Annotated in this window: 24 protein-coding genes; all 24 read right to left on the bottom strand. The window is 36.7% G+C overall.

Going from position 1 to position 19,439, the window contains the following annotated elements; all coding sequences use genetic code 11:
- Positions 1 to 161: 161 nt before the first annotated feature.
- Positions 162 to 584: a pilin gene (locus tag LH51_RS21910; protein WP_036519049.1), complete on the bottom strand. Its 423-nt coding sequence runs from the start codon at positions 582 to 584 to the stop codon at positions 162 to 164.
- Positions 585 to 832: 248 nt separating this feature from the next.
- A complete protein-coding gene (locus LH51_RS21900) occupies positions 833 to 1,816 on the bottom strand; it encodes a UDP-N-acetylglucosamine 4,6-dehydratase family protein (RefSeq protein WP_235263398.1) in 984 nt (327 codons plus the stop codon).
- A gap of 44 nt (positions 1,817 to 1,860) precedes the next feature.
- On the bottom strand, positions 1,861 to 2,139 hold the full coding sequence (locus tag LH51_RS21895) for a nucleoside-diphosphate sugar epimerase/dehydratase (protein ID WP_235263394.1): 279 nt from the start codon (positions 2,137 to 2,139) through the stop codon (positions 1,861 to 1,863).
- Between the two features lie 29 nt (positions 2,140 to 2,168).
- Positions 2,169 to 2,765, bottom strand: a complete 597-nt coding sequence (locus tag LH51_RS21890) for a nucleoside-diphosphate sugar epimerase/dehydratase (protein ID WP_235263392.1) — start codon at positions 2,763 to 2,765, stop codon at positions 2,169 to 2,171.
- Between the two features lie 63 nt (positions 2,766 to 2,828).
- Positions 2,829 to 3,368 (bottom strand): sugar transferase, encoded by a 540-nt coding sequence (locus LH51_RS01325; protein ID WP_144244131.1) that lies wholly within the window; start codon positions 3,366 to 3,368, stop codon positions 2,829 to 2,831.
- 1 nt (position 3,369) lies between these two features.
- Complete coding sequence (locus LH51_RS01320; RefSeq protein ID WP_052063337.1) at positions 3,370 to 4,341, bottom strand: UDP-glucose 4-epimerase family protein; 972 nt, start codon at positions 4,339 to 4,341, stop codon at positions 3,370 to 3,372.
- Positions 4,342 to 4,368: 27 nt separating this feature from the next.
- Positions 4,369 to 5,592 (bottom strand): glycosyltransferase family 4 protein, encoded by a 1,224-nt coding sequence (locus tag LH51_RS01315; protein WP_200881829.1) that lies wholly within the window; start codon positions 5,590 to 5,592, stop codon positions 4,369 to 4,371.
- Positions 5,592 to 6,461 carry a UDP-3-O-(3-hydroxymyristoyl)glucosamine N-acyltransferase gene (locus tag LH51_RS01310; protein WP_036519046.1) on the bottom strand — a complete coding sequence of 290 codons (870 nt, stop codon included), beginning with the start codon at positions 6,459 to 6,461 and terminating at the stop codon, positions 5,592 to 5,594. The genes LH51_RS01315 and LH51_RS01310 overlap by 1 nt, the downstream gene beginning before the upstream one ends.
- On the bottom strand, positions 6,446 to 7,078 hold the full coding sequence (locus LH51_RS01305; RefSeq protein ID WP_036519045.1) for a PIG-L deacetylase family protein: 633 nt from the start codon (positions 7,076 to 7,078) through the stop codon (positions 6,446 to 6,448). The genes LH51_RS01310 and LH51_RS01305 overlap by 16 nt, the downstream gene beginning before the upstream one ends.
- Positions 7,078 to 7,923 (bottom strand): non-hydrolyzing UDP-N-acetylglucosamine 2-epimerase, encoded by an 846-nt coding sequence (gene wecB / locus LH51_RS01300; RefSeq protein WP_235263390.1) that lies wholly within the window; start codon positions 7,921 to 7,923, stop codon positions 7,078 to 7,080. The genes LH51_RS01305 and wecB overlap by 1 nt, the downstream gene beginning before the upstream one ends.
- 8 nt (positions 7,924 to 7,931) lie before the next feature.
- Positions 7,932 to 8,144: a hypothetical protein gene (locus LH51_RS21885; protein WP_235263388.1), complete on the bottom strand. Its 213-nt coding sequence runs from the start codon at positions 8,142 to 8,144 to the stop codon at positions 7,932 to 7,934.
- On the bottom strand, positions 8,141 to 8,989 hold the full coding sequence (locus LH51_RS01295) for an AAC(3) family N-acetyltransferase (RefSeq protein ID WP_036519043.1): 849 nt from the start codon (positions 8,987 to 8,989) through the stop codon (positions 8,141 to 8,143). The genes LH51_RS21885 and LH51_RS01295 overlap by 4 nt, the downstream gene beginning before the upstream one ends.
- The gene (locus tag LH51_RS01290; RefSeq protein WP_036519041.1) at positions 8,982 to 9,737 is read right to left on the bottom strand and encodes a hypothetical protein; all 756 of its coding nucleotides are present in this window, start codon (positions 9,735 to 9,737) and stop codon (positions 8,982 to 8,984) included. The genes LH51_RS01295 and LH51_RS01290 overlap by 8 nt, the downstream gene beginning before the upstream one ends.
- A complete protein-coding gene (locus LH51_RS20330) occupies positions 9,721 to 10,230 on the bottom strand; it encodes a hypothetical protein (RefSeq protein WP_144244130.1) in 510 nt (169 codons plus the stop codon). The genes LH51_RS01290 and LH51_RS20330 overlap by 17 nt, the downstream gene beginning before the upstream one ends.
- Complete coding sequence (locus tag LH51_RS01285) at positions 10,220 to 11,356, bottom strand: glycosyltransferase family 4 protein (protein WP_036519038.1); 1,137 nt, start codon at positions 11,354 to 11,356, stop codon at positions 10,220 to 10,222. The genes LH51_RS20330 and LH51_RS01285 overlap by 11 nt, the downstream gene beginning before the upstream one ends.
- Before the next feature lies 1 nt (position 11,357).
- On the bottom strand, positions 11,358 to 12,071 hold the full coding sequence (locus LH51_RS20325; protein ID WP_144244129.1) for an N-acetyl sugar amidotransferase: 714 nt from the start codon (positions 12,069 to 12,071) through the stop codon (positions 11,358 to 11,360).
- On the bottom strand, positions 12,064 to 12,291 hold the full coding sequence (locus tag LH51_RS20320; RefSeq protein WP_235263396.1) for a 7-cyano-7-deazaguanine synthase: 228 nt from the start codon (positions 12,289 to 12,291) through the stop codon (positions 12,064 to 12,066). The genes LH51_RS20325 and LH51_RS20320 overlap by 8 nt, the downstream gene beginning before the upstream one ends.
- A gap of 200 nt (positions 12,292 to 12,491) precedes the next feature.
- Positions 12,492 to 12,716 (bottom strand): nitronate monooxygenase, encoded by a 225-nt coding sequence (locus LH51_RS23300; protein WP_052063335.1) that lies wholly within the window; start codon positions 12,714 to 12,716, stop codon positions 12,492 to 12,494.
- The gene (locus LH51_RS01275) at positions 12,716 to 13,252 is read right to left on the bottom strand and encodes a HisA/HisF-related TIM barrel protein (RefSeq protein WP_052063334.1); all 537 of its coding nucleotides are present in this window, start codon (positions 13,250 to 13,252) and stop codon (positions 12,716 to 12,718) included. Before LH51_RS01275 ends, LH51_RS23300 begins: the two co-directional genes overlap by 1 nt.
- A gap of 9 nt (positions 13,253 to 13,261) precedes the next feature.
- Positions 13,262 to 13,894, bottom strand: coding sequence for an imidazole glycerol phosphate synthase subunit HisH (gene hisH, locus LH51_RS01270; protein WP_052063333.1), 633 nt, complete (start codon positions 13,892 to 13,894; stop codon positions 13,262 to 13,264).
- Positions 13,873 to 15,234: an oligosaccharide flippase family protein gene (locus tag LH51_RS01265; RefSeq protein WP_081960606.1), complete on the bottom strand. Its 1,362-nt coding sequence runs from the start codon at positions 15,232 to 15,234 to the stop codon at positions 13,873 to 13,875. Before LH51_RS01265 ends, hisH begins: the two co-directional genes overlap by 22 nt.
- On the bottom strand, positions 15,231 to 16,499 hold the full coding sequence (locus LH51_RS01260) for a hypothetical protein (protein ID WP_144244127.1): 1,269 nt from the start codon (positions 16,497 to 16,499) through the stop codon (positions 15,231 to 15,233). Before LH51_RS01260 ends, LH51_RS01265 begins: the two co-directional genes overlap by 4 nt.
- 72 nt (positions 16,500 to 16,571) lie before the next feature.
- On the bottom strand, positions 16,572 to 18,359 hold the full coding sequence (locus LH51_RS01255; protein WP_200881828.1) for an acyltransferase family protein: 1,788 nt from the start codon (positions 18,357 to 18,359) through the stop codon (positions 16,572 to 16,574).
- A complete protein-coding gene (locus LH51_RS01250) occupies positions 18,356 to 19,435 on the bottom strand; it encodes a DegT/DnrJ/EryC1/StrS family aminotransferase (protein ID WP_036519030.1) in 1,080 nt (359 codons plus the stop codon). The genes LH51_RS01255 and LH51_RS01250 overlap by 4 nt, the downstream gene beginning before the upstream one ends.
- Between the last annotated feature and the right edge of the window lie 4 nt (positions 19,436 to 19,439).

The raw sequence follows: 19,439 nt of genomic DNA, 5'->3' as shown, positions 1-19,439 counted from the left end.
TAAAAAATACAGAAATTCCCAATAAAAACCACAAAAAAATAAAAATATAATTTAATTTAGATATGTCATTAAATTTATAAGCCATATTATAAAATCTCAAATTTTTATTGTATCAAAAAAAAGCCTCGCAATAGCGAGGCCTTCTTCTCTATAGAGCTAAATCAACCACGGCAAGAACCAGGCATCCAGTTAGTAGGTGCACCTGAACAAGTCCAATCAGTTATAAATCCACCACTAACTGTACCTTGTAAAGTCACAGAAGGCTGACTGGCAACTCCAGTAAAACCTTGACCTGTTGCAAGTATTGTTATAGCTGCTGAATTACCAGTTACTGCAACATTATCAACATACTGCGTAGATGTCGAACTGTTACAAGTACCTAAAACCGTGTTATCTAGAGTACCTCCAGACTGTGCGATTTCAGTTGCACAAGTACGAGCAGCACTTGCAGCTAGAACGATCTCAGACGCCTTCGCACGATTCGTATAATCCTGATATGCGGGCAGCGCAATCGCGGCCAGAATACCGATGATCGCTACAACGATCATTAACTCAATAAGGGTAAAACCTTGTTGTCTTTTCATTGTCATTCTCCAGCAAGTTAGAAAGTTCCACATCACGCCTCTATACAAGAGAAGTGATGTAGCTCTACTTAGTAGCATGCATTACACATGCCAATGTTATAATATAGGTCAACTAGATATCAATCTACTGATTTTATTAGCTTTATAACGCATTCAAGGCAATATACTTGGGCTTGAAATATACACGCACTTAAAATCTGACTATACCGGGCATGTAGGGTGACAAAAATGGTCACACGCCCGTATAATTAACGCAAATGCTCTTTAGCCATATCAACAGCCAGCCAATCGACAATATCCGAAGACGGTTTAAACCCTGTAACCGCCTGTTCCAGTAAACCCCGAGCTTGCTCACAATCCAGTTGCTCAAGCGCCAGATTTAAGGAGTGAAGTATTTCGTGTAATTCATGTTTTTTCAGCTTTTCCTCTAAGGCGCGCATGATTTTTGGATGCTGGGTACCAATCACATCATCGCCGATCAGTAACTCTTCATAGAGCTTTTCACCGGGGCGCAAGCCACTAAAGGTGATTTCAATATCACCATCTGGATGTATATCATCCAACACCTCATAACCCATCAGCCGGACCATGCGCCGGGCCAGATCGATAATACGGACTGACTCTCCCATATCCAGTACAAACACATCCCCGCCCTTGGCCATAGAACCGGCTTGAATAACCAAGGAAGCGGCTTCTGGTATGGTCATGAAAAAGCGGGTGATATCCGGGTGAGTGACGGTGACCGGGCCACCCTCTTCAATTTGTTTGCGAAATAGGGGAACAACGGAGCCAGAGGAGCCTAGTACGTTGCCGAAGCGAACCATGGAAAAGATGGTTGGGCTTTCCACTGCCAGATCCTGCAAAATCAACTCGGCCAGACGTTTGGTCGCACCCATCACATTGGTAGGTCGAACAGCTTTATCGGTAGAGATCAGCACGAAGCGCTCAACGGCTCGCTGCTGTGCCGCTTCAGCTAATACCAGTGTGCCCAGGGCATTATTGCGGATGCCCTCGAGCAGATTATGTTCAACCAGCGGTACATGCTTATAGGCAGCCGCATGGTAGATAGTTTGCACTGAAAAACGCTGCAGTACTTCATTTACCCTGGCGCGATCACATACGGAGCCCAAAACAGGGTAGCAAGGAATATGCAGATTATTCGTCTGCATAATGTGCTGCAGTTCCTGCTCTATTGAGTAAAGCGCAAACTCACTTTGCTCATACAGAATCAGACAACGTGGCTGATTGGCCAGGACCTGACGGCAGATTTCAGAACCTATCGACCCCCGGCCCCACTCACTAAGACCACTTTATTGAGAATACTGGCATGAATCAGTTCCGTCATAGGCGGAACAGGGTCACGCCCCAGCAGGTCTTCGATTTCAATTTCACGTAAACTGTCAACCGACTCACCCGATACGATGTCATGCATGGCAGGAACGGTACGCACATGCACCGGATAATCAGCTAATCGATCTAGAATTCGTTTACGAGCCTTGGGTGTTGCTGAAGGCATAGCTAACAAGATAGATTCTATTTTGCGTTTCTGTACCAACTCCGGAATCCGGGCTGGATCATAGACTTTTAATCCAGCAACAGTGCTACTCCAGAGGCTTCATCATCATCCAGAAATCCTACGCAACTTAACTCCTGACTCCCGGCAAGCGCTTTTGCCAACTGCACCCCGCTACCACCAGCACCGTAGATCAACACAGAGGTTTTGTTCAAAAACCGGTTTAGCAACCAATGGTAATAACTGCGCATCAGTAGCCGACTGCCACCCACATAGACTATAGCGACCAAAGCAAAATTAATGGGTATCGAACGCGGGAAGGGATAGATCTGAAACACATAAGCTGCTGCCCACAGCATCAGCGATAGAATAAAAACACCTGTAGCCACAGTCCATATTGCCTGGGCACCCATGTAGCGCACTACAGCACGGTATAACCCCAGTTTGATGAAGATCAACACACCGGCTGCTGGTACCACCACAAATAACCATGCCGCCGGATACAGATAAGTTTCCGGCCACAAATCGGCAAAACGTAACGCATACGCAGACCAGAGTGCCAAGGGCATGGCCACAAGATCTGCCGCCAGCATGATCAGCCGCTTACGGTTACGCTGCATCGACATCAGACGTTGGTGCAGCGAGGTGTTTTTGAGTGTTGACTTCATAACCTGGTTAGCTGTCCTTATTATCGATTGCTATCGGCTAGTACGCGTATCAGCACTATTTACTTACTCTATCACCACTCCCCTTCCCGGCAAGGTCATGAAGATATAGCGAAAGTAATCCACAACACTTAAATGCTCAATCATCTTCTGGTCAGTTTCAGCCAGTAACTCTGGTGTAGACATATCAATCTCATTCACTTGAGCCAAACCTGTAATTCCAGGGCGTACTTCATATACACCCCGTTTCGCTCGTTCTTGAGTTAATTCATGCTGATTAAATAACCCAGGGCGCCCCACCAAACTCATCTCACCCTTAAGCACATTCCACAACTGTGGCAATTCATCCAGTTTAGTTTTGCGTAAAAAGTGGCCGAAGCGGGTAATGGATGCACTGCTGGCCAGATGCGATGCCACTGACTCTGTATCTAGCTTCATGGTACGAAATTTTACCAATGTAAACGGCTTTTGATACCGCCCGACCCGCTCCTGGCGAAAAATAGGCGACCCCGTATCGAAATAACCAACGATAGTCAGTAACAACAACACCGGAAAGCCAAACACCAATCCCAACAACGCAAACACAACATCAAAAAACCGAATCAAATTAAAGCCCTTCTGTAGGAGCCCGCTCCGCGGGCGATGAATTATTCTCCACAAAACAACGTCTCAAACCCTCTTCCACCGAAACCGGCGGCTCCCACCCTAAAACATTGCGTGCCTTGGAGATATCCACTTGCAACGACCCGAGTAAACGATCAGCAACGGCCTTTTTACCCAGCAACGCTGCACCCAGCGTTAACAGTTTAACCGGTACCGGAATCAAGCGAGAGGGTTTACCCATTGCAGCAGCAACACCACGTAACAACTCGGTAGTCGAAACATCCTGACCATCGCCTGCCAGGAAGATTTGATTAGCCGCAGCGGGATGATCTATGCACGTGATGATCAAGTCAACCAGATTGTCCAATGCGACTAGCGAGCGCTTATTGTTGATGATTCCTAGGGGCAAAGGCAGGCCTTTTTCAACCCACTTTAGCAAACTGCCAAAATTGCCCTTTGCATTCGGTCCATAAACCAATGGTGGACGAATTATGACAATTTCCATACCTGTTTCTTGCTGGATCTTCCACAGGCCCTGTTCAGCTTCAAATTTTGACTTTGCATCAACCCCTGCAGGATTTGGTAAGCTCTTTTCAGTAAAAGGACGAGTGTTTATGTTGCCGTTTACACCAATTGAGCTGATAAAAATCAATCGCTTTACACCAGCTTCAGCAGCCTGCAATGCTAGGTTTAAAGTTCCATCAACATTGACCTTTCGATACTCGGACAAAGGATCTGACGCTTCATCTTTCATAATGTGGGCGCGGGCAGCAGTGTGGATAACAACTTGCTGATTAGTCAAAGCAGATGACCAGCATGTATTCGCATCAAGGCTTGTGATTTCAACGACTCGTTTAGCTGGTGTTTCAGTACTGTACCGAACAGCGGCAGTGACATGAAAAATATGCCCTTTAATAAGTGCTTGTGCGATCTGTCTCCCAAGAAAACCAGTCGCACCTGTAAGTAATAGATTCATTAAATTATCTCAATTTAAAGGTACAAACTACATGCTGCGTAATACTTGAACCAATTTTTCAGCCAATTGCCGATATTCATATTGATGCAAAGCAGCTTTGACGCCATTATCACCCATAAACTCTCTTTCGTTCGGTGGCATTTTATAAACTTTCAAAATTGCATTAGCAAGTTTATCAGGATCACCTGATTCGACTTCAAAGCCACACCCTGCATCAGTAACTGGATGATAATTACCAGACTCAATGTGATAAATGATAGGCTTACCTGCTATCATATAATCGAAAAGCTTATTCGGTGAAACACCAAAATGGTACATTGGTTCTTTTTTAGCACCAACAGTTAAAACATCGAAACATTTAAGCATGCTTTGTATGTGATTTTTATTGATAAAGTTAATAAAAATCACATTATTTAGTTCAAGTTCTTTTGAATAGTTAATGAGATTTGATTTTTCCTTCCCACCGCCAACTAATACAAACTTTATTTCAGGATATTTTTTTAATTTGGCTGCAGCTGCTAAAAGAGTATAAAGATCGTTAGCCAGTCCAAAAGTACCCGTGTAACCAACTATAAAACTTTCTATTGGAACTTGACTTAATACATTGTCTGCAAGGGGTCTAGCTTCTCGTACTTCCCGCTCAGAAAAGCCATTGGGTATCCATGTGAATTTATCACGATTTAAGCCATGAACAACCATATGTTCAACAGAATTTTTTAAATTAGAAACGACAGCATCAGAATCACGATAGGCTTTATTCTCCACCCATTGCAAAAAACGAATAAATAAATTCTTAGAGGAAAAACCACCTATCTCAGTCAATGTCAAAGGCCAAATATCACGCACCTCAAAAATAAGTTTTGATTTGTACTGTTTAGCAAGCTTCTTAGCACCAAAAAAAGATATTAAAGATGGAGAAGAGCACAATATATACTCAGGCTTATCTGGTATTAACTTAACAAGCCTCAGAAGCTTCCAAGAAAATATAAACCAATTCAAAACACGCTGCTTACTGTGTGCATCAGCATAAGTAGGCATATCCATCCAAACAACATTCAAACCATCATGATCAGTTATTTTGAAAGTTGAATCCATAACAACTTTCTCTCTAAGCAAATGGTGTTTTGCGGATGCTATTAAATATACTTTGTACCCTAGCTTAACAAGTTCTGTGCCTAAATAATAATGACGGCCAGCATATCCATTTTCTGGAGTAGATGCATACTGATTAATAATCCAGATGGTTTTCACTATATATCTCTGATTTTCTTTGCGGGATTACCAGCAAAGACAGTATTGGATGGTATATTTTTGGTAACTACCGCACCAAGCCCTACAAGCGCATCATCACCAACGAAAATTTTTTGCATAATTGAGACATTAGGACCGATCCACGCTCTTTTTCCCAGAGTTACACCCCCACTAAGCTCAGCGCATGCAGTTATCAAAACACTTTCTTGTACAAAACAATTATGTGCAATATGCACCAGATTATCTGTTTTTACATTATTTGAAATAACAGTATCAGATAATGTGCCTCTAGCGATGGAATTTAATGCTCCTATTTCAACATTATCACCTATTACCACACCGCCCAGATGAGGAAAGCGTAAAGGGACACCATCACTCATGCGCTCAAACCCAAAACCATCTCCACCTATCGAAGAGCAAGAACGTATACGGCTATTTTTTCCTATTCTTGTACCAGAATGCAAAACAACATTGGGTTCAATAACTGTATATTCATCAATAACACATCCACTTTCCACAACAACATTTTTTCCTAACTTTACAGTTGGGTGTATAATTGAAGGAAAATTCCAAGTAGAAAAACCTATTACTTTTTCAAGATAGCGAAGTACATTAATAAACTCCAACCTTGGATTTTTAGCAATAATTAAGCCATTAGTACTATTAGCTTTAATATCCGCAAATGGTGATATTACTATCGCAATATTGCCTATATTTTCTGGTATTGATTTTGAGAAAATAACATCAGAATCCTTTGCATTTTCTGAAGAACTAACACCTTTAATAAGAATATCAGCACCTTGCCATTCAAACGAAAGATGTTCTGCGAGTTCTGAAATCCTAATTGATTTATTTAATTCATAACCCATCGTACCACCTCAAAACTTTCAGCAAATTCAGCACCTATTTGAACACCACGCGTTTTGGCAAGTGAAAAAATAAAATCACGACTCATATATTCTCTATTAGCTTGTGATTCGTAACATTGGAGCGCCAGATACTTAGCATTAACATGTGAAAAATTTAGTTTGACAAAACAAGTAGTATCAAATGACAAATTATTCCAAATCAATTCATAACCAAGAATAGTAGTATTTTTGAAAGCGCGAAGCCCTTCCTGTGCAATTGTTGTGTGGTCCTGATGGATATCCTTTAATGATGGCATAAGAACTAAATCAAATGTATTGTTATTTCGAATTACAATCAATTCTTCAAGAATCTCCTGTCGAACATAATTTAGTTTTCTTACTTGGTAGTTAAAAATAATGAGTTGGTCAGACTTTATACCAAGATTTTCTGTAGCAGCTTTAACTTCAGTTTTAAGTACATCCTTTGGCAAATAGTTAGGTACTGACTCCTCGGCTGTAGAAAATGCAACATATGTAACTTTTGAACCTTGCTCAATTAGTTTTGCAATAAAACCTCCGGCTCCAAGTTCACCATCATCAGTATGCGGTGCAAGTACCAAAATGTTTTTGAAATTCATTAAACTGTCCTTTCAACCAGTATATCAACGATTCTTTGTGCAGCGTGACCACCACCATACAATTGATGTGTATCCTGGATTTTTCGGCCAATATTACGTGTGGCCGCGTCAATAATTTTATGTTGGTCCGCCCCAACAAGCTCATTAGCTCCTATGTTTATCAACTCTACCCACTCGGTCTGGTCACGCATAGTCACACAAGCTTTTCCGAAGAAGAAGGCTTCTTTTTGGACACCACCACTGTCGGTTAATACAAGCTCGCAATTTTCGAGAAGCCAAACCATTTCAAAATAACCCACAGGATCAATCAGATGAATATTTAGCTTCACGCCTTGCTGCGCAATTAGTTTACGAGTGCGTGGATGTAGGGGCAGAACAACAGGTGCGAGGGTAGCATGTAATTTATTCAAAGCCGCTACAATCGATGCCAAACATTCAGGGTTATCGGTATTTTCTGCACGGTGTAAGGTTGCAAGAATAAATTGTTTCGGCAGGACGCCAGCTGGCGCTGATGCTTGATTTGCAAATAGCTGAGCGGAATCTTGCATCACATCGCCCACCTGCAATACTTGAACAGACTTATTAGCGAAGCCTTCATTGTACAGGTTATCAACTGCGGCATCTGTTGGGCAAAATAAAAGGTCACTGATTTGATCGGTCAAAATTCGGTTAATTTCTTCCGGCATATGCATATTAAAACTGCGCAAGCCAGCTTCAACGTGTGCGACGGGTATGTGTAATTTTGCTGCTGCTAATGCGCCAGCAAGCGTTGAATTAGTATCTCCATACACTAGAACGAGATCGGGTTGGCAGGATACTAAAGCCTGTTCAATTTCAACCAACATACGACCAGTCATTTCGCCATGACTGCCACCATTAATTTGTAGCTGAATATCTGCCTTGGCATGTTGAGCTGATTAAAAAAAATATTAGACATATTTTCATCAAAATGCTGACCGGTATGGAGTAATATTTCATTAATTTTGTCAGTTTTACAGAATGCTCTTGAAACTACACTTGCTTTTATAAACTGAGGCCTTGCACCAATAATAGTGAAAACATTCATCTAAAAAAAACCTTTCTTATTTTCGCGAGTATAAATTTAGGAATATCAGTTAAATTATATGTCCATGTACATCTACATATAACGCATTCACTGTTATCACATAATGGAAATTTTTTATTATTTCGAATTAGATCTTTATCGATTTTGTAAAGATCACTGGCATATGCAGAAATACAATTAGCATTGCCGAACCTTCCAACCTTTAAAATTCCAGCTTTTAAATAATGACCATAAAACTTATCAAAGCCGGCACTACAACCACCAATATCTTTACGTATAAACAATTCATTTTTACCACTTTCAGATTTATAGTAAACTCTAAAAATTGAGGATATGAGAGAACGATTTGTTAAACCTAGTTCTTCTTGAACATAATGTACTGTAGTAAATCCAGGGCTATCGTCAATACAGCCGATTAGCAAACAATGAGCATTAAGATCAATAAGTTTTTTAATTGGAATGTACGAAGTGGACTGCTCGTTATGTCCTTCAAGAATATAATCAGATTTTGGGCCAATTGCTAAAAAAGAACAACATGGATGTTGGCTACGTTTACAGTTTGGGTTTCCAAGAAACATTTTTGAAAGTGCACCAGTAGTAGACGGTGTATTTTTATCAAAAACATAATCATCTTTTAAGTTCCAAAAAGAAAAAATCTTAGTGAATCCTAGCGTGACCAATGTGCCATTTTCACCAACTGACTCTAGCAAAGACTCAATTATTATATTTCGATCTGAACTTTTTAATCTACCGACCTTACTAAGCGATGCTCTAATAAAAACTGTATCACCAGATTTTATTCCAAGATTTTTTAAATCTTCAATTAACGAGTCTTTATCAATCATCGACAAAATCCTTAACCAAAATATAAAGGTCATTTTTGAATTTTATTAAACTATCCTCTCCAATATAACTATCCCAACCGTAGTTTTTAGCTGAATCAACCTCATAACCTTTTTCTCTAACCTGATCATAGTATGGTAAGTATCCAATCATTCCATTGGAGCAACCAAGTGGAAATATTTTATATGAAACAAAGTTTGAAGCCAGGTAGCTATAGTATCTACTTGAAACTTCTGCAGGAATAGAAATAAATAGTATATTATCTATTCGATGAATACTAACAAAAAATGACTTTGTAGTATGACCTGTACTCGATACAAGTGAAAGTTTTCGTTGCAAAGAAGAAATCAAGGGTTGATCATTAACATGAAGTGGCTTAATTGATTGTATCAAGTTAACTATGTCATTACAGAAGCAGGAGAATTTTTTAAAGTCCGGTTGAAGAAAAACTTTTCCATTAAATAATGCTTTGGCACAATCAATTAAACTTCTAGTTGACATAAATTTTCCCGAAGTGTCAGGTCTTAAATCCCCACTCCATCCTTGCAAAAAAATAGCACTAGATTCATTGGTATTTTGATAGTGGTTAACAATCTCTCCGGGATAGTCTGAAGAAATGATTTTAGATGTTGAAAACACAGGATGACAAGATAAACCAAAAATAGATAAAATCTCATTAGAGTTATCAAAAAAAGAAAGTTTATTTAATACAGCACCACCTTGTTCATCTATCTCAGGTAGCATTAACATTTTTTTTTGTTAGGAAAAAACTTCTAATATCTCTTCCTAGTTTCCTTCGATAAACTACAATACCATTAAGGTTTGAGGTACAGCTGAAATTTACGCGGCAGCTAGCCGTATTTTTATTCGCTTCTTCAATACATGTTTTAATGGTTTTTTTTAGTTGCTCTATGAAACCATAATCAAGCTCACCGAAAATATCATATGAAATATTTGGTGCTGAATGGGTGTGAGAAGCAACAACACATACTGACTCAGAACCAACCCCAAAAGTTTCAAATATAATATCAAATATATAATCTCTTAAATCATCTGATATATATAAAACATCAATTGAAATCAGAATAAATCTTCTATCAAAAATAATTATTCCACATTCCAGACATTTTGGACCACAGTGAATACCAGGTCGTCTTTTAGAAAATCCTGCTAAATACTTTATATTATATGTTGAATCTATAATTACTTTTTTGCAATAATTAATTTGCATATCAAGACTCACACAATAAATCTTCGTAAATAGAAATTAAGATTTTTGATTCATTACTCCAGTTAACAGTCGCATTGATTGTATTTACATTCGCTCTCATACTATCAATTACATCTTTATTACTAACAGCCGTCTCAATTGAAGAAACTAGAGAATCCGAACTACCTTCTAAAAAAGTCAAACCAACTTTATTTTTCAGAACAAACTCTGACATTTCTGTCAGATTTGAAACAATGACTGGCTTTCCCGCGGCAATATATTCAAAGAGTTTATTAGGCAAACACAAATCATGATTCAAACAAGTATTTTTTATTGCATGCAGCCCAACATCGGAACTTTTTGTATATTTAATCAAATCATCCTGAGGAACCGCACCTTTATAGTAAACATTTTTTAATTTTAAAGATAATATTGTCTTTAAAATATTTGAAGACATAGGCCCATCACCCATAAATATAAATGCTACATCATTATTATTATTAAGTTCACAGGCTGCCTGAATAATTGTATTGACACCTCTAGTTTCACTCATCAAGCCTTGGTATAAAAATATAATTCTATTTTTTTCAATACCAAATTCGTCTCTAAACAAATCATACTCTCCAGGAGAGGTGTAACTCGGTATGTTTCTAATCGTGTAAACATTTACGTTTTTAAAATAACATTTTAGATAGTTGGAAATCCCATCTGATACAGCAATGATAGCTCTAGCTCTTTTAGCGAGATTAACTTCTAACTTCTCAACGATCTTAAGAATAAAGATATTTCTTTTTTTATGATGAGCCTGGGACCACAATTCATGTGAATCATATATTAGTGGAATATTTTTTATAACAGATAAAAAATAAGCTACTGGCAAAGCATTAACATCATGTGCATGTACTAAATCTATTTTACTTCTCATGCTTTTTAGTAGCATGCTGATGCATGCTGATAAAAATAACAAGCTTCTGAATTTAGTACTTAAACCATAACGTTTAATTATCACTGAATCTCGACTTTCAGTTTTGGGTAAACCCTTACCACTAAGACAATATACGTCTACATCAAAACCATATTCAACAAGGCTAGAAGTTTCATTCCTTACGCGAGAATCTACTCTATACTCACTCATTAGTACATGTACTATTTTTGCCATTTTACCAGCTTCTCCTTACCTTTATACCACGTGATTCAATCATATTTTTTAGTTTTGTCATGATGGAATGTAACACTGTGTGTGTCTTATATTTTGTATGAGAAACTGGTTCAGACTTCAGTATTTTATCCCATTCATTTTTGGTAAAACCCAGTTTTTTAATAAAATACTCTTCGTCTCTCTCTTTTTCAGTATCAGTATCAGTATACAGATCGACTTCCAATTCTTTTAACGCTACGTCTCTTTCAATCAATCCAGCAGCAATTAAGCTAGAAAGATGGCCCTTTCTCTTATCAAATCCAAATTTTTTCGGTAAATAATATGCTTGATAAAACCGAGTAAAAACTGATTCATGATGTTTACCACCATAATCACGCCAACCATACTTATCAATTAATTCTTTTTTTGCTTCAATTGGGTTATAATTTAAATCATTCAGCATTCGATAGTTTCTCACGCCGATGACAAATGGGTAATAAATATATGAACTAAAAAATCCAAGTTTTGGAAAATTTTTCAAACTTGATTTATCGAATCGTCTATTAATATCTTTTATGTGAGATAAATCTCTTGCATCATACCCCCAAGAACTTGGCATAATAGACTCACCAGCCAGATTACCACCAGAAATAAAATCTTTGATTCCAAGTTTTGAAGCTATTTTATTGTTTACGGCAACAATAGCATGATCTTGGGGTATATCGCAGTTAGACACTGAAGCTAAAAAAAAAGCTTCGTTGTAAACTTCTCATAACCCTCCAATCTACAACTACTGTTTCAAGATCAATATCAAGATAGTCTACTAGGTTTTTGATATTACTTACTGCTATATCACTATTCCAGCCAGTATCACAATGCACGGCTAAAATACGAAGTCCATACTCTTTAGCTTTAACTAACGCATAACTACTATCAACACCACCACTTACCCCCATAATCACATCGTATTTCTTTACTTTTGTTTCTTTTTTTTATTTCTTTAACTTTCCTTATAAGTCTTTCTTGTTTACTTTCATTATTGCCTAAAAGTAATATTTTATTGATTGCTAAAGTACAGTGATTACAGACACCATTATCATCAAATACAATATCTGGATCTGTAGTATCCATAACGCAGAACGTGCATTGCTGATATTTACACATCAAATAATTTCCTAATAACTTTTTCACTTGGGTAGTTAATTAAAACAGCTTTTCTATTGCCTTGATATACAAACATATTTCCAGCAGAAACTGAATGTGCGCCTGATTTAATTGCTTCTGATGCATGCTCCATTGTGAAAATTCCACCAGCTGCCACAACAGGTATACTTAATATATTTTTTACTTTATTTATTGCAACTAAGTTAGTACCTTTCATTAATCCATCAAGCTTACATCTCTAATAATCAGTTCACCAACACCTTTTTTCTCTAGCTCTAAAGCTAACATAGCATAATACCTATTTTTTTTAATAAAAGGCGATAAACCATGTATGTAGGTACCGAAAAATTTACTTGTTATAATATCTAATGCAAAAACCAAACTTTGTTTTCCATACTTATTTGATATGTCTTCAATAAGACTAAGATTTTTTAAGGTAGAATTACCTATGATAACTTTATCAAATCCCGCTTTAAAAACTTTATCTGCATCATCAATTGTCCTTATGCCACCACCATAAGAAAGTGGCATAAAAGCCTGACTTGTTATGTCTAACATTTCAGCTACAAAGTCTTCACTAATGATTTTTTTATTTTTTCCTATATCAAAGATTATTAGTTCATCTACTTTTTTTTCATTAAATATTTTAACTGCATTAATCGGATCCCCTACATATGATGGATTTTTGAAATTCTTAGTTCTATATATTTGATTATCAATCAGTGTAAGTGAAGGGATCAATCTAGGCAACATTATCAACCTCTAAATTTTATTAAAATATTTTCTGAAAAATGTCATTCCAAATTGATGGCTTTTTTCTGGATGGAATTGAACTCCCACTAAATTCCCTTTTTTTATAGCAGATGAAAAATTAATTTCTTCATAAATGGTCGTTGCAAGGGCTTCTTGACTTTTTAATGCGTCAACATAAAATGAGTGCACAAAATAAAATCTATCTTCCTCTTCAAAAAAAACATTTTCTTCAACTTCTTTTACATAATTCCACCCCATATGTGGAACTAATATTTTATTTTTGTTATTTTCAAGTTCTGTAAATTTGATGGTTTTACTGTCAAACCAACACAGGCCTGTTTCGTCTGACTCTTCGCTAGATTGAGTCATCAACTGCATTCCCAGACATATTCCAAGAATTGGCTTATCTAGTTCAGCTCTTTTATCTAGTGCATTTCTCATTCCACTGAAATTTATATTCGACATTCCATTTTTGAAGTGGCCTACCCCAGGCAAAATAATGGAATCAAACAAAAGTACATCTTCACTACGATTTATTATTTCTGGTTTATATCCTATATATTTTATTATATTTGAAATTGATGCGATATTACCGCAACCATAATTTACAATTCCTATCTTCATAATCGACTTTTTATCCACAACCAACACCTCATTTTACTAGATATATATATGGCGAGCACTACTGTGGTAAATAAGTAAATCACAGATATTAATATTATAGAATTTAATCCATCAATTACACTTAGATATAAATACATAATTATTAAATACGAAACGAGATACGACATTCTTCTTATCAAATTTTTATATCCAAGTTGCGCTTGATGATAAACCAATAGCAGCCATGAAAAAGCAAAAAATATATTTAATAATAGATATAAATAGGCAACATTTCGACTTTCTTCCAACATTGATACTATTACAAATCCGGCTATATATATTGACAGAAAAATAAGTTCAAATATGAATACTATTTTCTGTTTTCCCAAAATATCAAAAACTCTATCCATCCAATTTATAAGAAGCATAACAAATGTCGAAACCATACACACTGCAAAAAGCGAATCATATTCGATCCACTTTTCTCCAAAAACTATACCAACAATGTATTCACTATACTTTAATAGAATCATTAGAAAAGGGAGTCCAAGCATAAATAATACACTGAGCAACCCTCCTAAAATATACTCAACACTCCTATTTATTTCTTTTTTATCTATACTAGAAAATATTACTGGTCTTAAAACTGATGAAACTAAGGTGTTAGGTGCATTTGCTACTTTTTCAAATTGTGACAAAGCTCCAGCATAAGGACTACCACCAAGAAATATATATATAGTCTTACTTCTAAGACTACTAACTAATGAGTAAAGGGTTAAATATAGCGTGTAAGATTTATAATTTTTTATAGTATTTATTGTATTTTTTATATCAAAAATAGAATCAAATTCTATTAATGCAGATTTTCTAAACACTATCAATTGTATCAACGATACAGTTAATAGAGAAAGAAAAAGCCCGAGTATTAATCCATTATATTTAACACTAAGTAAAATTTGGAATATTATTGTAAATACATTAAACAGTGCAAGCCACATTGAAGCCCTTGCGAATTTTTTTGATCTAACGTCAATAAAATAATTTACCCTAGTATTAACATAAAAGAATACTGACAATATCAACAAACCTAATGATAACCACCCTGCATTAAATGTTAAATAGTAAAATATCATTAAAAATGGTATCAGCAGTAGAGTAATTGAATACACACTAGACATTACTTTCTTCGTGTCTTGCTCTTCACATTTCACCAAACAATCCATCAATCTAAATCCGGATATGCTAGTAGCAATTACGTACACTGCCAAGTATGATGCATAGCTAGTAAAACTTTCAATAGAATACAATCTTGCCAGCACTGGCGTTGACAACAATACAATAAGTTGTGAAGCTATTAACCAGAAGCCTGAGCCTATCATCTAGTCCGTTTCCTATATGAAAGATATGAAATTGCCATTATCAGTAGAATACCTGAACTAATCAAACTGATTGGTAGAGACTTTTCAATTATCTTAAGCGCCATAAGCAAACAAACCGAAAATATAAAATAATTGGTTTCTTTTATAAATACATAATTACATATTACAACTATAGCTCCAACTATTGCAACTTCTATAAATACACCAAAAAAACCTGCATTAACAAAAGAATAAGTAATAAAATTAGTATTAGCATTCATATCCGGATCGTTAATTATTTTTTGCGAAACCAAATATGCAACATTTATTGTTCGATCTATACAATGAAATATATATAGTTTAGTATCACAATACTCATTAAATCCTATTGATTTAGCATATTGAATGTACGCATCATTAATTATTGCAGGGACAGCATAAATTCTTCGTAAGAGATGATCATTAATATAGATGCTATCAAATAAATATTTTTCAAGAATTCCCGTACAAAGTATTCCTATCAATACTAATAGTATATAAATACTACCCACACCCTTACCATTATTTTTTTTATGGAAAAAAATAATTAAATATAAAAATATGGCAAGCACAACTGTGTATCTTTCACCAAACGCACCCCAAAGAACAATAATACTTGCAAGCGACACATAAATTAAAAATCTATTTTTTTCAACCATTGAAAAAACAAAAATTACTGGAAACATCCCTTGCAAAAAAATTGAAACATAATATGATTCTAATTTACCTGGTTGGAAAATATCTTTTGATAAAATCCTTCTAATATGGTATCCATCATAGCTCAAAGAGAAATAACTTTGTGTTTTGTATAACACAAGAATTATTGCAATTATATTAAGCGCTCCAATAATAACCACAATACTTTTGTTAATTTTAAAACTCAAATAATTATTTTTTAAATTATCCACGCTATTAAAAATAGCCAACGCTGTCATAGTTAAAAACACAATTAAAATATATTCAAAATCAACATTTGAATACCTACTTACTCCATTTAGTATCACTACCGTCGGAATCAACCCTATAGTCAATATAAAAACAAGATAGTCACCAGGCTTTCTCAATAGTTTGGGTGTTATAGTTGCCGACAGAATACTAAAAAATATGCAAAAAATAACTCTCAATTCTAAATTTATTATTTTCTCAGCACCCTTGTAACTGTAAAGATCATATAGTGAATAATTATACAAAATCACTATTAAAAGGTAATAAGAAAAATACAAAAAAAAGCTATATATTTTACTCAAATCATTGTATCTCATGTAATTTTAAAAAATCAGATATGATTTTTTTAGATTCCCTTGCATAATGCACAGAACCTATTTCATTAACATGATGTCTATCACTATACACCCACTCCCTTTATAAAGCGGGATAGTGCTAAAAAAATCGATATCATTTAGAGGAATATATTCAACATTATCATACAAAGAAGCCATTTCTTCCAATTGTCGATTTGCATCAACATACTCTAAATCAATTTTTGACTTGGCATTAAAACCAATATCGTTGAATCGTCGCAATCTTGAAGGATTTGAATCAAACATTGCTATTTGTGAAGCAATGTATATTTTTACTTTTGTATTACTATTTTCAAAAAAACTGTTCATTCTAATTTTGAACTCTTCATTTTCTAGTTGATAGCTCCACATTCCAGCAATTAAAATAACATCAGCATCTTGAATATATACTTTAGCTTCTTCTATTTGGTTCAAGCATGACTGCTGAGCCCACTCTGGCAGCTTATGGTAGTCAAAATCAGTTATTGTCACACAACTACTTGCAGTTATAATTCTCGCTTTGAAGCCAAGATTATTTCCCAAATAATCGAAGTAATGATTCAACATCGCAGCATGTGAATCCCCCAAAACTAAAATTTCTTTATCACTACTCAGATCACCACGCATGCAATCACCAACGATTTGCCCGTGGCAGATAGTAGCTGGATCTGCATAACGTCGATATTCGATCGGTAACTGTTCCGGTGTAAATACCAAATTCACTTTTGCCATGACCTGGGATGTACCAAGTACACTCGCAGCCAAAAACAACACTCCTACTGCTTGTTTCTTGCTGGTACGCCTACTTCTGAAGGCCCGTTCGACACTGTAGTAAGAGATAATAGAAAGCAGCAAAGTCAGCAGGATAAACATAAAGCTGATTCCAAAACTCAGTACTTCTACCCCAGTAGAATAACGTAAAAAAGCCAAAACAGGCCAATGCCAAAGATAGAGTGAATAGGATAAAGCACCGATCCATACTAAAATCCTGCTACTAAGAAGTATACCTACCCACCCTTGTGCTGGCTGGCTGATTAATAACACACTGCCTACAACTGGTAACATTGCGGCAATCCCAGGGAAAGGACCTAATAGTGGTTGAGTGATAGTGGAGAGAATAATCAATACCAGTCCAAGTTTACCAATCCATAAACCACCTTTGTTACCTTCGGATATTTTTCTTACAAACAGTGCAGCTAGACCGCCAGCTAAAAACTCTGGCATTCTTGCATATAGGCTATAATAGGTAGCTTGCTCTACTCCCATTACACGCAGACGGTATTCTGCAATAGCTGTCAAACCAAATAATAAACTAGCAAACACCCATTTCAGCCATCTGTCTGAAAGTAACAACACAATAAAAGGAGCAATTATGTAGAATTGAATTTCTACCGCTAGCGACCAAGTATGCAACAGAGGTTGTTCATGGTTCGCCGGGGCGAAGTAATCACCAAAGTCTGCAAAGTAAGTATTGCTATTAAACCAAGCGGCTTTCTCTAAGCCTTTTTTGAATGTATTGAAGTCTTGTGGCAGGAAAAATATGGCTGCAACCAATGCAACTACTACCAGCATCACAAAATAGGCCGGTACTATGCGTTTGAAGCGGCTAGAATAAAAGTATTTCAGAGTTTTCAACAGGCTATAATCTGCCTGTGTTTTCTTCTGAAGCAAAATGCTGGTAATCAGAAAACCGGAGATCACAAGAAATACATCTACACCGATGAAACCTCCAGGAAGCCAGGCAGGGTTAAAATGAAAACCTATGACCGCAAGAACAGCGATAGCTCTTAGGCCTTGAATATCTGGGCGATAATACAAACTACTCATGCTAAAAGAGCGCGAACTACTTTCAGTTGTTCTTGTTCTTTTAAATAAGGGTGCATCGGCAAACTCATCACCTCTTCTGCAATCTCATCTCCTATTGGTAAAGCGACTTCGTTATCAGCCACTGCTGGTTGCTTATTCAATGGTATTGGATAATGTACCGCAGTTGGTATACCTGCATTTTTCAGTTTCTGTTGGATCTGCTCGCGATTCTTAACACGAATCGTGTATTGTGCCCAAGCAGAAATGTTATGACTTTCCACAAAGGGTGTTGTTTTAATACCAGCCTGGTTCAGCAAATACGTGAAGTGTGAAGCAATTTTGTTACGCAGTTCGATCTCTTCAGCAAAGATTTCAAGCTTAGGTAACAGTATAGCCGCTTGTAAGCTATCTAATCGGCTGTTAACACCGACTCGGATATGATGATAACGCCTATCTTGACCGTGTCTTGCAATTTGCCGCATAACCTTGGCCAGTTCTTCATTATTGGTAAAAATTGCACCGCCATCTCCATAACATCCCAGTGGTTTGCTTGGAAAGAAACTAGTACAAGCAATGGTGGTCAAGTTACAGGATTTTTTACCTTTATAGCTGGCACCAAAGCTTTGTGCCGCATCTTCAATCACAGGAATGTTATATTTAGATGCCATGGCATTGATGGCATCTAAATCTGCGCATTGGCCGTATAGTGAAACAGGGATAATGGCTTTGGTGCGTGGTGTGATGGCAGCTTCTAATTTTGTTGAATCCAGGTTGTATGTTTTGGCATCAATATCGACGTAAACGGGTTTGGCTCCCAATAATGCAACTGTCTCTGCAGTAGCAATATAGGTAAAGCCGGGGGTGATCACCTCGTCGCCGGGACCAATACCACATGCCATTTGTGCGATTTGCAGAGCATCGGTGCCGTTGGCCACTGTAATACAATGCTCGGCTCCGGTGAATGCAGCAAGTTTTTCTTCCAGTTCAGTAACTTCAGGGCCGAGGATATATTGCCCGTGGGCAAGAACCTTTTGGATATTGGTGTCAATTTTGTCTTTGATTCGGGCTTGTTGGGTGGCCAGGTCGATAAATTGCATTTTC

The organism is Nitrincola sp. A-D6, assembly GCF_000764495.1.
Taxonomy (GTDB): domain Bacteria; phylum Pseudomonadota; class Gammaproteobacteria; order Pseudomonadales; family Balneatricaceae; genus Nitrincola.
This window is presented reverse-complemented; position numbering and strand designations above follow the sequence as displayed.

Coding starts and splice junctions, on each gene's coding strand:
- LH51_RS21910 (WP_036519049.1), bottom strand. CDS start 584: ATGAAAAGACAACAAGGTTTTACCCTTATTGAGTTAATGATCGTTGTA.
- LH51_RS21890 (WP_235263392.1), bottom strand. CDS start 2,765: ATGAAGTCAACACTCAAAAACACCTCGCTGCACCAACGTCTGATGTCG.
- LH51_RS01320 (WP_052063337.1), bottom strand. CDS start 4,341: ATGAATCTATTACTTACAGGTGCGACTGGTTTTCTTGGGAGACAGATC.
- LH51_RS01310 (WP_036519046.1), bottom strand. CDS start 6,461: ATGGGTTATGAATTAAATAAATCAATTAGGATTTCAGAACTCGCAGAA.
- LH51_RS01305 (WP_036519045.1), bottom strand. CDS start 7,078: ATGAATTTCAAAAACATTTTGGTACTTGCACCGCATACTGATGATGGT.
- wecB (WP_235263390.1), bottom strand. CDS start 7,923: ATGTTGGTTGAAATTGAACAGGCTTTAGTATCCTGCCAACCCGATCTC.
- LH51_RS21885 (WP_235263388.1), bottom strand. CDS start 8,144: ATGAATGTTTTCACTATTATTGGTGCAAGGCCTCAGTTTATAAAAGCA.
- LH51_RS01295 (WP_036519043.1), bottom strand. CDS start 8,989: ATGATTGATAAAGACTCGTTAATTGAAGATTTAAAAAATCTTGGAATA.
- LH51_RS01290 (WP_036519041.1), bottom strand. CDS start 9,737: ATGTTAATGCTACCTGAGATAGATGAACAAGGTGGTGCTGTATTAAAT.
- LH51_RS01285 (WP_036519038.1), bottom strand. CDS start 11,356: ATGGCAAAAATAGTACATGTACTAATGAGTGAGTATAGAGTAGATTCT.
- LH51_RS20320 (WP_235263396.1), bottom strand. CDS start 12,291: ATGGGGGTAAGTGGTGGTGTTGATAGTAGTTATGCGTTAGTTAAAGCT.
- LH51_RS23300 (WP_052063335.1), bottom strand. CDS start 12,716: ATGAAAGGTACTAACTTAGTTGCAATAAATAAAGTAAAAAATATATTA.
- LH51_RS01275 (WP_052063334.1), bottom strand. CDS start 13,252: ATGTTGCCTAGATTGATCCCTTCACTTACACTGATTGATAATCAAATA.
- LH51_RS01265 (WP_081960606.1), bottom strand. CDS start 15,234: ATGATAGGCTCAGGCTTCTGGTTAATAGCTTCACAACTTATTGTATTG.
- LH51_RS01255 (WP_200881828.1), bottom strand. CDS start 18,359: ATGAGTAGTTTGTATTATCGCCCAGATATTCAAGGCCTAAGAGCTATC.
- LH51_RS01250 (WP_036519030.1), bottom strand. CDS start 19,435: ATGCAATTTATCGACCTGGCCACCCAACAAGCCCGAATCAAAGACAAA.